Genomic DNA, 15,162 nt, shown 5'->3' on the forward strand with positions numbered 1-15,162 from the left:
TCTACTGTCTGGAGAGTGTGAATGCGTACCAACCAGCCACAAACCATCTACCTGAGCGAGTACCAGGCGCCGGCGTATCTGGTGGACCATGTAAGCCTGAGGTTTGAATTATTCGAGGACGGCGCGCGGGTGCACAGTACCTTGTCCATGCGCCAGAACCCCGCGGCCGGGCAGAGTGGCACGCCACTGGAGCTGGACGGTGACAGCCTGACCCTGGAGTCTCTATCCCTGAACGGTCAGCCGCTGGCCAGTGGCGAGTATCAGAACGAGGGTGACAAGCTGGTGATTCCAGTGGTGCCGGATTCGTTTGAGCTGGCGGTCGTCACCTGGATAGAGCCGCAGAACAATACCCGCCTGGAGGGCCTGTACAAGTCATCGGGCATGTTCTGCACCCAGTGCGAGGCCGAAGGTTTCCGCTGTATCACCTATTATCCGGACCGGCCGGATGTGATGGCGCGCTTCCAGACCCGCGTTGAAGCCGATAAGTCTGCCTACCCGGTGTTGCTTTCCAATGGTAACCCCATTGAGCAGGGCGACTTAGAGAACGGCCGTCACTTTGTTACCTGGGAAGATCCGTTCCCCAAACCGGCCTACCTGTTTGCGCTGGTGGCGGGTGACCTTGTCGAGAAACGGGATACGTTTACCACCGTTTCTGGTCGCGATATTGATTTGCGCATCTACGTTCAGGCGCGCAATGCCCGCAAGTGCGATTACGCTATGGATGCGCTCAAGCGTTCGATGCGCTGGGATGAAGAGGTGTATGGCCGTGAGTACGATCTTGATATCTTCATGATCGTAGCAGTGGATGATTTCAATATGGGTGCCATGGAAAACAAGGGCCTGAACATCTTCAATTCATCCTGCGTACTGGCCAGCCAGGACACGGCTACGGATGCCGCTTTCCAGCGTATCGAAGCCATTGTTGCCCATGAGTATTTCCACAACTGGTCCGGTAACCGGGTTACTTGCCGGGACTGGTTCCAGCTGAGTCTGAAAGAAGGCTTTACGGTATTCCGGGATTCCCAGTTCTCGGCGGATATGGGCTCGCCCACCGTCAAGCGCATTGAAGACGTTACCCTGCTGCGCACCGCTCAATTCGCCGAAGATGCGGGCCCCATGGCCCATCCGGTCCGGCCGGCCTCGTATATGGAAATTTCCAACTTCTACACCCTTACCATTTATGAGAAAGGGGCGGAAGTTGTGCGGATGATTCATAACCTGCTCGGCGATGACATGTTCCGCAAGGGCAGTGACCTGTACTTTGAGCGCCACGATGGCCAGGCCGTCACTACCGATGACTTTGTCAAAGCCATGGAGGACGCTTCGGGTCGCGACCTGGGCCAGTTCCGCCTGTGGTACGAACAGGCGGGCACGCCGGTGTTGGCGGTAACGGATCATTACGATGAGGTGCAGGGTGTGTACCGCCTGGATATTCGGCAGTCGGTTCCGGATACACCCGGGCAGACCGGGAAGCTACCGCAGCACATCCCGTTTGGGTTGGGCCTGCTGGATTCCGAGGGTCAGCCTCTGCCCCTGAATTTGGACGCAGATGAGCAGAGTGGCCCGGTTGAGCGGGTGCTTGAGCTGACTGAATCGGAGCACCGCTTTGAGTTTTATGGTCTCAAGGAGCGGCCAGTGCCGTCGCTGTTGAGGGATTTCTCCGCGCCGGTTCGTGTTCATTACCCCTGGACCCGCGAACAGCTGTTGTTCCTGATGAGTCACGACCCGGACGGCTTTAACCGTTGGGATTCTGGCCAGAAACTGGCGGTCGATGTCATTCAGTCATTGGTTGGCGCGCCCCAGGGCACGGAAATTGAACCACGGCTGGTGGAAGCCTATCGCCTGTTGTTGAACGATACCGAGTTGGACCAGGCGCTTGTGGCCAAGATGCTGCTGTTGCCTTCGGAAGCCTATCTGATAGAGCTTTCCGAGCAGGCCGATGTGCCGGCCATTCATGACGCCCGGGAGCAGGTTCTGACGCATCTGGCCCAGGCGCTCCGCGATGACCTGCTGGCCTGTTATCAGCGCAACGCTGGTCAGGGCGATTATCAGCTGACGCCGGGTGCCATTGCTCGTCGCAGTCTGCGCAACACGGCGCTTGCGTGGTTACTTCACATTGATGATGAGCAGGGCCGGGCATTGGCCGTTGAGCAGATTGAACAGGCGGATAATATGACGGACCGCCTCGGCGCCCTGCGCGCCTTGGTGAACTCCGGTTTTGAATCGGAGCGGAACCAGGCCCTGGCGGCTTTCTTCGAGCGTTTCCAGGATGACCCGCAGGTGGTTGAGCTGTGGTTTTCGGTACAGGCCTCCAGTGACCGGGCCGGGCAGTTGGCAAAGATTCAGGCGTTGCTGGACCACCCAGCCTTTGACTGGAAGAACCCCAACAAGGTGCGCTCTGTGGTCGGGGTGTTTGCTGGCCAGAACCTGGCCGCTTTCCATAAGCCGGATGGCAGTGGTTACCGGTTCTTGGCAGAACAGGTTTGCCGGCTGGACGACAGTAATCCGCAAATCGCGGCCCGGTTGGTGTCTCCGCTCACCCGCTGGAAAAAGTTTTCATCACAATACAGTGAGCAGATGAAATCCGCCCTTGAGCGGATACGCGACAAAGCCGAGCTTTCGCGAGACGTATACGAGGTGGTTTACAAGAGCCTGGCGGACTGACGCCGGCTCGATATCTGGCTGTGATTGTAAAGCCGTCGTCACGGCCAGATACAAAATCGCACTTTCGGTCGATAGACAATATTGCTCAATCGGCTAATCTGATGGAAAGTCTGCGATTACGTCAGACCATAACAATAAAGCCCTGTAGAGGCTCCCAGACGGATTTAAGGTTGCACAATGAGATACAACAAGAACGCATTTTTTGGCGGGCTGCTTGCGCTTTCGTTTGCAGCTGCACCGGTTCACGCCGGTGTGTCTGCCGCTGAGGCAAACCGCCTCGGTCAGGACCTGACGCCCTTCGGGTCCATCAAGGCTGGCAATGAAGCTGGTACCATTCCTGCCTGGACTGGCGGGCTGACAGAGCCCCCGGCCGGTTACGAGGGCAGCGGGCAGCACCACATCAATCCGTTTCCGGATGACCAGGTGCTGTTCACGATCACCGCCTCCAATATGGAGCAGTACGACGAGTACCTGACCGATGGTGTCAGGGCCATGCTCCGTACCTACCCAACCACATTCCGTATTCCCGTGTACCAGTCGCGACGCACTCATGCCGTGCCCGACTGGGTTGCCGAGAATACCCGCAAGAATGCAGTCAACGCGGAAATCGTCGGGCAGGCCGAGGGCTTGAGCGGTGCGTTTGGCGGTTACCCGTTCCCGATCCTGCACGGTACCGATGAAGAAAAGGCCTGGCAGGTGGTCTGGAACCATCTGACCCGGTGGCGAGGGATTTCCGTTACCCGTCGTTCCAGCGAAGTGGCGGTTCAGACCAACGGTGATTATGGTCTGGTGACCTCGCAGCAGGAAGCCTTCTTCAACTTCTATAATCCCGAAGGCGGCGAGGCGGATCTCGATAACGTCATCTTCTACTACCTCTCGTTCACCCAGTCGCCGCCCCGCCTGGCCGGTGGTGCCATTCTGATTCACGAGACACTCAACCAGATCATCAACCCGCGCAACGGTTGGGGTTACAATGCTGGCCAGCGGCGGGTTCGCCGTGCACCGAACCTCGGTTACGATTCTCCGATCGCGGCGGCCGATAACCTGCGCACCGCGGATGACACCGATATCTTCAACGGTGCCATGGATCGCTACAACTGGAACTACGAGGGTATGAGGGAAATTTACATCCCTTATAACAACTACCGGATTGGCGAAAGAGGCACACCGTATTCCGAAATTCTGGGTATTTCCCATCTGAATCCTGATCTGACCCGCTGGGAGCTGCACCGCGTGCACGTGGTAGAGGCTACCCTCAAGGAGGGCGAGCGGCACATTTACGGCAAGCGTCGTTTCTATGTGGATGCGGACAGCTGGAATACCGTGCTGCTGGACCAGTACGACGGTCGTGGAGAGCTGTGGCGCGTGACCATGGGCATCCCCAAGAACTATTATGAACTGCCCGGCGTGTGGACAGTGCTGGACGTATACCACGATCTTCAGGCTCGCCGTTACCACGTTCTGGGTCTGGATACGGAAGAATCCGGTACTCGGGTGTTTACCGACGATGTACCGAATAAACGTTATTTCTCACCGGCTTCGCTGCGCCGGCGGAGTGTGCGCTAAGGACTCGGCGCACAGTCTGATCCCGGGGTGGCAGTAGTGGTGCCAGATATACCGGCGGCCTTATGGCTGCCGGTTTGTTTGTGTTTCTGCGAGGCTCAGGGATAACGCAACAAGATACAATCAACGTAAAGGCAATTTGAATGGCTAATAGGTTCATATGCGAGACACTGGGGTCTGCCTGTCTGGGGGTCTCCATGGTACTGGCAGCCCCCGCGGCATTTGCGGTGCCAGATATTCTTGAAACTCCTGCCCGCCCGACACTGCTGGCGCCGGAATCGTTGCTGAATGACGCAACGCGTGCCGGTGAGCGGATTGTTGCCGTTGGGGAGCGTGGGCACGTGATTTTCTCGGATGATGAGGGACGCACCTGGGTGCAGGGCGCTGTGCCGGTTTCCCTGACACTCAATGCTGTGGACTTTGGCACCGAGCAACACGGCTGGGCGGTTGGCCATAGTGGGGTGGTACTGCACTCCTCGGATGGTGGCGAGAACTGGACCCTGCAGCTGGACGGCAATCAGGCTTCAACTCTGGCCATTGAAAGCAAACAGTCTCAAATAGCCGAGCTGGAAGAGCAGATCGAACAGGCTGAAGACGATGAGAAAGCGGACCTGGAGTGGGCGCTTGACGACCTGTTCTTTACCCTTGAGAACATGCAGGCAGACCAGGATGTCGGGCCGGTAAACCCGTTCCTGGATGTCTGGTTTGAAGATGACAGCCACGGGTTTGTGGTAGGTGCCTACGGCATGATCCTGAGAACCCAGGACGGTGGCGAAAACTGGGAAGACTGGGCGCCGAACCTGGATAATCCTCAGAACTTTCACCTTAACAGCATCACCCAGGTTACCGGTGGCGCTCTGGTAGCGGTTGGTGAAGCCGGGCAGATCCATGTGTCCGTGGACGGTGGCGATACCTGGGAACGCCGCGAAAGTCCCTATGAGGGGTCTTTGTTTGGGGTTATGGGTACCGGTCAGGTTAACGAGGTATTGACGTTTGGTCTGCGGGGCAACACCTTCCGCTCGACCGACCTTGGCCGCGGCTGGACTGTGGTTCCCAACGAAGGCGGTGCAACCATCAATAACGGTGCAGTTGCGGATGACGGCAGGATTACCCTGGTGGGTAACGGTGGCGCCGTGCTTATGAGTACCAATGGCGGCGAAAGCTTCCGCGTATACTTCCGTAATGATCGGGAAGGTGTGATGGCCGTTGTCCCCCTGCAAGGAACCGATCTTCTTCTGGTTGGCGAGGGCGGTGTCAAGTTCACCGACTCTCGTGGCCGGAATCCGAATTAACGCCCTGGTGTGGCATCAACAGATTAATGGATAGAGGGGCTTTTTAATGTCTAACCCGATGCACGACAGGGGTGAACATTACCTGACAACGCCAAAGGCGGAGCCGTTTCTCGAACGGCTGATTTTCAATAACCGGGCACCGATCCTGGTTGCATTTTTCATTCTGACGCTGTTCCTTGGCTATAACGCCGTCAAGATCCAGCCAGATGCGAGTTTCGAGCGAATGATTCCGCTTGAGCATCCTTACATCGTCAATATGCTCGAACACCGGGACGATCTGGAGAACCTGGGTAACTTTGTCCGGATTGCGGTGGCCGTGGAAGAAGGCGATATCTTTACCGCTGAGTACATGGAAACCCTGCAGCAAATTACTGACGAGGTGTTTTACCTGAATGGGGTAGACCGTTCCGGCCTCAAATCGCTGTGGACCTCCAACGTACGCTGGGTAGAGGTAACAGAGCAGGGCTTTCAGGGTGGTACGGTCATTCCTGATGGCTACGACGGTTCCCGTGAAAGCCTGGAGCAGTTGCGCCAGAACATCCTGCGTTCCAACGAAGTAGGGCGCCTGATTTCCGATAACTTCCGTTCCACCATCGTTTACGCGCCACTGTACGAGAAGAACCCGGAAACCGGAGAAGCGCTGGATTATGGTGAGTTCTCACGCCAGCTCGAAGAAAAAATTCGCGATAAGTATGGAGCGGAGAACCCTAACGTCAATATCCACATTGTCGGTTTCGCCAAGAAAGTGGGTGATCTGATTGAGGGTATTGCCTCCATTGCCTGGTTTGCGGGGATCACCATCCTGTTGACCACGCTGTTGCTGTTCTGGTACTCCCGTTGTATCGCAGGCACCCTGGTGCCGGTGTTCACATCGATCATTGCGGTGTTCTGGCAGCTTGGTACCCTCAAGCTGCTGGGTTACGGGCTGGACCCATACTCGGTGCTGGTTCCGTTCCTGGTCTTCGCGATCGGTATCAGTCACGGCGTGCAGATCGTCAACGCCATGGCCGTCGAGGCAGGTAAAGGCTTTGATGCCATCACCTCGGCCAGGCTTGCGTTCCGGGCCCTGTATATTCCGGGCATGCTGGCGCTGATTTCCGATGCCTTCGGCTTCCTGACCCTGGTGTTTATCGAAATCGACGTTATCCGTGATCTGGCCATTGCGGCCGGTCTGGGTGTGGCGTTCGTGATCATCACCAACCTGGTGCTGCACGTACTGATCATGTCTTACATCGGTATTTCCAAGGGCGGTGTCCGGCATGTGCAGAATCACGGGGAAAAACAGGAGCGCAAATGGCGGGTCATGTCGTACTTCTCCCATCCTGGCGTTGCGCCGATTTCCCTGCTGATTGCGGTGATTGGTCTTGGTCTGGGTCTATACTACAAGCAGGACCTCAAGGTTGGTGACCTGGACGAAGGTGCGCCGGAGCTGCGCCCGGATTCCCGCTACAACAAGGATAACTCCTTCATCATCAACAACTACTCCACCAGTGCTGACGTTCTGGTGGTGATGGTGAAAACCCAGGAAGAGCAGTGCACCCAGTACAACGTATTGCGTGCGATGGATCGCCTGCAGTGGGAGCTGCAGAACACTCCGGGTGTGCAGAGCTCTGCTTCCCTGGCTGATGTTTCCAAGATGGTAACCAAGGCCCTGAACGAGGGTAGCTGGAAGTGGTACGAGATCTCCCGTAACCAGACCATCATCAACGCTTCCATTCGTGAGGCGCCCGCAGGCCTGATCAACACCACCTGTGATCTGACGCCGGTGCTGGTGTTCCTGGAGGACCATAAGGCCGAAACCCTGCAGACCGTGGTTGACCGTGTTGAGGAGTTTGCCGATAACTTCAACAACGACGAGCACACTTTCCTGCTCGCCGCAGGTAACGCCGGTATTGAGGCCGCTACCAACGAAGTCATCTCCAATGCCAAAGACATTATGTTGTTGCTGGTCTACAGCGTGGTGAGCTTGCTGTGCTTCCTGACCTTCCGGTCGATCCGGGCGGTGGCCTGTATTGTGATTCCGCTGGGCCTGACCTCCATCCTTTGTGAGGCGATCATGGCGGTCTCGGGTATCGGTATCAAAGTGGCGACTCTGCCGGTGATCGCATTGGGGGTAGGTATCGGCGTCGACTACGGTATCTACATCTACAGCAAGCTGGAGAAGTTCCTGCTGGAGGGCAAGACGCTCCAGGATGCCTATTATGAGACTCTGCGCTCAACCGGCAAGGCGGTTATCTTTACCGGTGTGACTCTGGGTCTTGGTGTGGTGACCTGGATCTTCTCGCCGATCAAGTTCCAGGCGGATATGGGCTTCCTGCTGTTCTTCATGTTCCTCTGGAACATGGTGGGTGCCATTTGGCTGCTGCCCGCACTGGCGCGCTTCCTGTTGCGCCCAGACAAAATGCTTGCCAAGGCAAGAGCGGCGAAATAATCGCCGGAACTGCAAAAAAAGCCCGCACTCGCGGGCTTTTTTGTTGCTGGGTCAGACGGTTAGCGAGCTAATGCATTCTTTATTTATGTCCCGAAGTGGTCTATGTTCTTAAACGACCGGGATGTTTGTCCGCACTTTGAATCGGGCAACTGACAATAAAGACCAAGAAAAGAAGGAAGAGCACACATGACACTAAAACTCAAAGCGTCCGCGTTTGCCGTTGCTGCTGCCGTGAGCCTCGGGGCCGCATCGACAGCCGTTTCCGCTCAGGAGCAGCGCTTCGTGACCATTGGTACAGGCGGCGTGACCGGTGTTTACTACCCTGCCGGCGGTGCTATCTGCCGTCTGGTGAATATGGACCGAAAAGAACACGGTATTCGCTGTTCGGTCGAGAGCACCGGTGGTTCCGTGTACAACCTGAACGCCATTCGCGGGGGGGAGCTTGATCTGGCGGTGGCTCAGTCCGACTGGCAGTTCCACGCCTACAACGGCACCAGCCAGTTCGAAGACGCCGGCAAAAACGAGAAGCTGCGCGCTGTCTTCTCTCTGCACCCTGAGCCATTCACCGTAGTGGCTAGCAAAGGCTCCGGTATCAAGACCTTTGAAGATCTTGAAGGCAAGCGGGTGTCAGTAGGTAACCCGGGTTCCGGCCAGCGCGCCACCGCCGAGGTTCTGATGAACGAAATGGGTTGGGGTATGGACAAGTTCGCCCTGGCTGCGGAAATCAAAGCGGCCGAGCAGTCCCAGGCCTTGTGTGATGGCAATATTGATGCTTTCTTCTACACCGTTGGTCACCCTTCCGGTGCCATCAAGGAAGCCACCACCTCCTGTGACAGTGTTTTGGTAAACGTGGACAATGCCGCCAGCAAGAAGCTGATCGACGACAATCCGTACTACCGGAAAGCCGTTATTCCAGGTGGAATGTACCGTGGGTCTGACCAGGACGTAACCACTTTCGGTGTGGCAGCAACCTTTGTGTCTTCAACCGATGTGGCAGACGATGTGGTTTATGAAGTGGTTAAAGCGGTCTTTGAGAACTTTGACAGCTTCAAGCGCCTGCATCCCGCGTTCGGTAACCTGAAGAAGGAAGAGATGGTCTCTGACGCCCTGAGTGCGCCTCTGCACCCGGGTGCCGCCAAGTACTATCGTGAGGCTGGCCTGATCGACTGATCCGGCCCGTCGCCGGCAGGGCGGGCGTCCGGCCCGCTCTGCTGATTCCATCTAGGTTATTTCCTATCACAGGTACATTCTATGGCGAAGAACGACCCCGGTACCGGGGCGGGTGTTGACGCCGCCAAGGTCGATCAGCTGTTGCAGACAGAAACCGGAGGCAGGGCTCTCACCGGACCGGCATCTGTCATCCTGTTTATCGTGCCCCTTTGCTGGTCTTTGTTTCAGCTCTGGATTGCATCGCCGCTGCCGTTTATTCTGAACTTCGGTATTTTCAATTCCACGGAAGCCCGCTCCATTCATTTGGCGTTTGCGGTTTTCCTGGCGTTTTCAGCATTCCCCATGATCAAGGGGGTGCATGCCAACAAGGTGCCGGTCTATGACTGGATACTGGCACTTGCTGCTGCGTTTTCTGCATCTTATCTGTTTGTTTTTTATAACGAGTTGTCTACGCGCCCAGGTGCGCCCATCACTATGGATCTTTGGGTTGCGCTAGGCGGCCTGGTGCTGCTTCTGGAAGCAACGCGACGGGCCTTGGGGTTGCCGTTGACCATTGTTGCGGCGGTATTTATCACCTATTCCCTGGCTGGCCCCTACATGCCGGATGTTATCGCCCACAAAGGGGTCAGCCTCAACAAGCTGGCGTCCCACCAGTGGCTGGGCACCGAGGGTGTTTTCGGGGTGGCGTTGGGTGTATCCACCAGCTTTGTGTTTCTTTTTGTGCTTTTCGGTGCCTTACTTGAACGCGCCGGAGCCGGCAACTACTTCATCAAGGTGGCCTACGCCATGCTCGGCCATATGCGTGGTGGCCCGGCGAAGGCTGCGGTGGTTTCCAGTGGTTTGAGTGGTGTTATTTCCGGCTCATCGATTGCCAATGTGGTCACCACGGGTACGTTCACTATTCCGCTGATGAAGCGTGTTGGCTTTCCGGCTACCAAGGCCGGTGCTGTTGAGGTTGCCGCATCCACCAACGGGCAGCTCACACCGCCTATCATGGGCGCTGCCGCGTTTTTGATGGTTGAGTATGTGGGCATTTCATACCTGGAAGTGATCAAACACGCCATTCTGCCGGCTCTGATCTCCTACGTGGCACTGATTTATATTGTTCACCTTGAAGCCTGCAAGCTGAAAATGGAGGGCATTGAACGGCCGAATCGTCCCTCCCTGGCGCAGCGAATGCTGAATTGGGTCGTGATTCTGATCGGCCTGATCGTGCTCACCTTTGCGGTATACTATGGTGTGGGCTGGACCAAGGATATTCTTGGTGAGGCGGCGCCCTGGGTGCTTGGCCCGCTGCTGATAGCGGTATACGTAGGGTTGGTTGGCTATGCCACCCGATACCCGGAGCTTGAGGCCGATGACCCCAATCAGGAAATGGGAGCACTGCCGGAAGTTGGCCCGACGGTAAAAACCGGTCTGTACTACCTGTTACCGGTGGTGGTCCTGGTCTGGTGTTTGACCGTCGAGCGCTTCTCGCCCCAGTTGTCTGCATTCTGGGCGACCCTGTTCATGATCTTTATCGTGATAACTCAGCGCCCGCTGAAAACACTTTTCCGCAGCCGCGGCCAGGTGCTGCGAGAGTTTGCCAGCGGCTTTGTTGATCTGGCGCACTCTTTGGCCACCGGCGCTCGCAACATGGTGGGCATTGGTGTTGCCACCGCCACCGCTGGCATCGTGGTGGGTACGGTAACCCTCACGGGAATCGGACTGGTGATGACAGAGTTTGTGGAGTTCCTCTCAGGGGGGAATCTGCTGTTAATGCTCATCTTCACCGCAGTGATCAGCCTGATTCTTGGTATGGGGTTGCCAACGACCGCGAATTACATTGTAGTGTCGACCCTGATGGCACCGGTGATTGTCACCCTGGGAGCCCAGAATGGTTTGTTGGTGCCTCTGATTGCGGTGCACCTGTTTGTCTTCTATTTCGGGATACTGGCGGATGATACGCCGCCCGTGGGTCTGGCCGCCTACGCGGCAGCCGCTATCTCGGGTGCGGACCCCATTCGAACGGGTATTCAGGGTTTTACCTACGATATCCGTACCGCCATCCTGCCGTTCATGTTCATCTTCAACACCCAGTTGTTGCTGATTGGCCTGACCGGGTGGGTCGACCTGCTGATCACGGTGGCCAGCGCGGTAACGGCCATGCTCGTGTTCTCCGCCGCGACACAGGGTTTCTGGTTTACCCGCAGCTACAAGTGGGAAAGCCTGCTCCTGCTGTTGATTACCTTCACCATGTTCCGGCCCGGGTTCTGGTGGGACATGATCTATCCGCCTTATGAAGAGCGGCAGGGCAGCGCGATTATGGAGTACGTCGAGACGGTACCGGTTGATGACACAACGGTTTTCCGGGTATCTGGCATGGGGCTGGATGGCAGTGACGTGACCACCTATGTTCAGCTCGATATTCCGGCTGGTGGGTCAGCGGAGGAACGGCTGTCAGCTGTCGGTTTGGACGTGTCCGATCAGGGTGATGTGCTGGCGGTGAATTTTGTTGATTTTGGCAGCGCTGCGGAAGATGCCGGTATCGAGTTTGGCTGGAATATCGAAGCAGTTCAGGCAAAACTTGACCGGCCACCGAGGGAATTAATGTTTATTCCCGCGCTGTTGTTGCTTGGATTGGTGGCGTTTGGCCAGCTCAAGCGCAAAGCCAGGGAAGACGCATCACCTCAAACGGCGTAGTGCTCATGGCACTTAGTAAAAACCCGGCGTTGCTGCCGGGTTTTTTTCTGTTAGACTCGCCCTCAAACCGGCCCGTGGTTTGTATCACGGAGCCCGGCCAACATGTGATCTTTGGTATAGATCACCGCTGAGAAACCATCAGGAGAGAATCATGCCCGTCGTTACCCTGCCGGATGGCAGTCATCGCAGTTTTGCCGAACCCGTTACCGTTCATGATGTGGCCGCCGATATTGGTGCAGGCCTTGCCAAGGCCGCCCTGGCCGGAAAAGTGAATGGCAAGCTCGTGGATACCAGTCATCTGATCGAAACCGATGTAGAGCTGGCTATCGTAACCGAGCGCGATGAAGACGGCGTAGACGTGATTCGCCACTCAACCGCCCACCTGATGGCCATGGCGGTACAAGATCTGTTCCCCGGTGCCCAGGTAACCATCGGGCCGGTGATCGAGAACGGTTTCTACTACGACTTCAAATACGAGCGTCCGTTTACCAACGAAGACCTGGCGCGCATCGAAAAGCGTATGGAAGAACTCGCCAAACAGGATCTGCCGGTCTCCCGTTCCATCATGTCCCGGGAGGAAGCGGTCAAACTGTTTGAAAAAATGGGCGAGGAATACAAGGTCCGGATCATCGAGGATATCCCCGGTGAGGAAGATCTGTCGTTCTATAGTCAGGGTGACTTCATCGACCTGTGCCGTGGTCCTCACGTGCCCAGCACCGGCAAGCTGAAAGCGTTCAAGCTCACCAAGGTGGCGGGTGCCTACTGGCGCGGTGATACCAGCAATGAACAATTGCAGCGTATCTACGGCACTGCCTGGGGTAACAAGAAAGACCTGAAAACCTATCTGCATCGCCTGGAAGAGGCTGAAAAGCGGGATCACCGAAAGATTGGCAAGAAGCTGGGCCTGTTCCACATGCAGGAAGAAGCTCCCGGCATGGTGTTCTGGCATCCGGATGGCTGGTCCCTGTACCAGGAAGTTGAGCAGTACATGCGGGCCAAGCAACACCAGCATGGCTACAAGGAAATCAAGACCCCGCAGGTGGTGTCCCGCACGCTCTGGGAGAAGTCCGGGCACTGGGACAAGTTCAAGGATGGCATGTTCACCACCGAATCTGAGAAACACGATTACGCCATCAAGCCCATGAACTGCCCGTGCCACGTACAGGTGTTCAATCAGGGTCTGAAAAGCTACAAGGACCTTCCGCTGCGCCTGGCAGAGTTCGGCTCATGCCACCGAAATGAAGCCTCCGGGGCTCTTCATGGCCTGATGCGGGTGCGTGGATTCACTCAGGATGATGCCCACATCTTCTGTGAAGAAGACGCCATCCAGGAAGAAGTGTCGGCGTTCATGAAAATGCTGCACGAAGTATACGAGGACTTCGGTTTTACCGAGATTCTGTACAAATTGTCCACTCGTCCGGAGAAACGCGTAGGTTCGGATGAGGTCTGGGACAAGGCGGAGGCTGCCCTTGAAGAAGCCCTGAACCGCGAGGGGGTTGATTGGGAGTTGTTGCCGGGTGAGGGTGCCTTCTATGGTCCCAAAATTGAGTATTCCTTGAAGGACTGTCTCGGCCGGGTGTGGCAGTGTGGTACCATTCAGGTAGATTTCTCAATGCCGGGCCGCCTGGGTGCCCAATATGTGGCCGATAACTCCGAGCGGAAAACCCCGGTTATGCTGCATCGGGCGGTTCTCGGGTCTTTTGAGCGGTTTATCGGTATACTGATCGAAGAATACGAAGGCGCATTCCCCACGTGGCTTGCTCCGACACAGGTTGCGGTGCTGAATATTACCGATAACCAGCGTGATTATTGTCAGAATCTGGCCAAAAAGTGGGATTCTTTGGGCTATCGGGTTAATGCTGACTTGAGAAACGAGAAGATCGGCTTTAAAATCCGCGAGCATACTCTTAACAAGGTTCCCTACCTGATCGTTGTTGGCGATAAAGAAATCGAGAACAACGCCGTTGCAGTAAGAACTCGCAAAGGTGAAGATCTGGGCACCATGTCTGTCGACGAGTTTGAACAGCTGCTTGCAGCCGACGTCGACCGAAAAGGCAGAAACAAAACGGAGATCTGATTATTAAACAGCGAACGAATCGGGGTGGGCGTACTCCAAAAGCGCCTATCAATGAGAACATTGACGCAACTGAAGTCCGTCTGATTGATGCCGAAGGCAATCAGGTCGGGATAGTACCCATCGAGGACGCGATCCGCATGGCGGAAGAAGCCACCCTCGATCTGGTGCAGGTTACGGATTCCGATCCGATCGTCTGTAAGATAATGGACTACGGCAAGAAAATTTTTGAAGAGAAAAAGGCCAAGGCGGCTGCCAAGAAAAAACAGAAGCAGACGCAGGTCAAAGAGCTGAAGTTCCGACCAGGAACGGAAGAAGGGGATTATCAGGTCAAACTACGCAACCTGGTACGTTTCCTTGAGAACGGGGACCGCGGCAAGATCACAATTCGGTTCCGTGGCCGTGAGATGGCACACCAGGAAATTGGTATGAAACTCATGGCTCGGATCGAAGCCGACGTTGAAGAACTTGCAACGGTTGAGATGCGGCCGAAAATGGAAGGCCGGCAGATGACTATGATTGTGGCTCCCCGCAAGAAGAAGTGAACCTGATCCCAGTACGGGTCCCCCGCAGCGGCGGGGGATTTGTCGTTCAGGGGCACAGTTGTTTTTATTCATAATAGAATGCGGAGTTTTAAAAATGCCGAAGATGAAAACCAAAAGCGGAGCTACCAAGCGGTTCAAGAAGACCGCCACCGGCTTCAAGCACAAGCAGTCCTTCACCAGTCACATCCTGACCAAGAAGAGCCCGAAGCGTAAGCGTCAGCTGCGCGGCACCAAGCTCATCGCCAAGTCGGATGTTGCATCTATCAAGCGCATGACCGCGTGCTGATCCAGCCGCGCGAAACGTTCCTTAGAAAGTAAAGGTAGAAGGATTAAAGTATGGCTCGTGTAAAGCGTGGCGTGGTAGCACGTCGTCGTCACAAGAAGATTCTCAAGCAGGCCAAGGGTTACTACGGCGCTCGTAGTCGTGTATTCCGCGTTGCCAAGCAGGCGGTTATCAAGGCTGGTCAGTACGCCTACCGTGACCGTCGCAACCGTAAGCGCGCTTTCCGCGCTCTGTGGATTGCCCGTATCAACGCTGGCGCCCGTGCAAACGGCCTGTCGTACAGCCGTCTGATCGCTGGCCTGAAGAAGGCGAATGTTGAAATCGATCGTAAGGTTCTGGCTGATCTGGCCATGAACGAGCAGCAGGCGTTTGCCGCTGTGGTTGAGAAGGCCAAAGCATCCCTGTGATCGCTTAAGCTCTTTCATCGATTACTGATCGATCCGGGTGCTTCATGTCAT

The 15,162-nt window shown here is 56.0% G+C and carries 10 protein-coding genes; all 10 read left to right on the plus strand.

Features of this window, described 5'->3' with window-relative positions:
- The first annotated feature begins 21 nt into the window (after positions 1–21).
- The 10 genes from pepN (at position 22) to rplT (ending at position 15,111) form a co-directional block, all read left to right on the plus strand.
- Positions 22–2,664 (plus strand): aminopeptidase N, encoded by a 2,643-nt coding sequence (gene pepN, locus ACTZWX_RS15970; RefSeq protein ID WP_444714756.1) that lies wholly within the window; start codon positions 22–24, stop codon positions 2,662–2,664.
- A gap of 177 nt (positions 2,665–2,841) precedes the next feature.
- The gene (locus ACTZWX_RS15975) at positions 2,842–4,230 is read left to right on the plus strand and encodes a DUF1329 domain-containing protein (RefSeq protein ID WP_072677725.1); all 1,389 of its coding nucleotides are present in this window, start codon (positions 2,842–2,844) and stop codon (positions 4,228–4,230) included.
- 140 nt (positions 4,231–4,370) lie between these two features.
- Positions 4,371–5,519: a WD40/YVTN/BNR-like repeat-containing protein gene (locus tag ACTZWX_RS15980; protein ID WP_444714757.1), complete on the plus strand. Its 1,149-nt coding sequence runs from the start codon at positions 4,371–4,373 to the stop codon at positions 5,517–5,519.
- A gap of 46 nt (positions 5,520–5,565) precedes the next feature.
- Positions 5,566–7,950 carry an efflux RND transporter permease subunit gene (locus ACTZWX_RS15985; RefSeq protein ID WP_444714758.1) on the plus strand — a complete coding sequence of 795 codons (2,385 nt, stop codon included), beginning with the start codon at positions 5,566–5,568 and terminating at the stop codon, positions 7,948–7,950.
- A gap of 186 nt (positions 7,951–8,136) precedes the next feature.
- Entirely contained in the window at positions 8,137–9,120 is a 984-nt protein-coding gene (locus tag ACTZWX_RS15990) for a TAXI family TRAP transporter solute-binding subunit (RefSeq protein WP_444714759.1), read from the plus strand.
- 81 nt (positions 9,121–9,201) lie between these two features.
- Positions 9,202–11,802, plus strand: a complete 2,601-nt coding sequence (locus tag ACTZWX_RS15995) for a TRAP transporter permease (protein ID WP_444714760.1) — start codon at positions 9,202–9,204, stop codon at positions 11,800–11,802.
- Positions 11,803–11,953: 151 nt separating this feature from the next.
- Positions 11,954–13,879, plus strand: a complete 1,926-nt coding sequence (gene thrS, locus ACTZWX_RS16000) for a threonine--tRNA ligase (protein ID WP_444714761.1) — start codon at positions 11,954–11,956, stop codon at positions 13,877–13,879.
- Positions 13,876–14,421, plus strand: a complete 546-nt coding sequence (gene infC, locus ACTZWX_RS16005; RefSeq protein WP_072677721.1) for a translation initiation factor IF-3 — start codon at positions 13,876–13,878, stop codon at positions 14,419–14,421. Before thrS ends, infC begins: the two co-directional genes overlap by 4 nt.
- A 94-nt stretch (positions 14,422–14,515) precedes the next feature.
- A complete protein-coding gene (rpmI, locus tag ACTZWX_RS16010; RefSeq protein ID WP_007151842.1) occupies positions 14,516–14,707 on the plus strand; it encodes a 50S ribosomal protein L35 in 192 nt (63 codons plus the stop codon).
- A gap of 50 nt (positions 14,708–14,757) precedes the next feature.
- Positions 14,758–15,111 carry a 50S ribosomal protein L20 gene (gene rplT, locus ACTZWX_RS16015; RefSeq protein WP_022989373.1) on the plus strand — a complete coding sequence of 118 codons (354 nt, stop codon included), beginning with the start codon at positions 14,758–14,760 and terminating at the stop codon, positions 15,109–15,111.
- Positions 15,112–15,162 lie beyond the last annotated feature (51 nt).

The sequence above is a fragment of the Marinobacter sp. NSM genome (assembly GCF_052380025.1).
In the GTDB taxonomy this organism is placed as follows: domain Bacteria; phylum Pseudomonadota; class Gammaproteobacteria; order Pseudomonadales; family Oleiphilaceae; genus Marinobacter.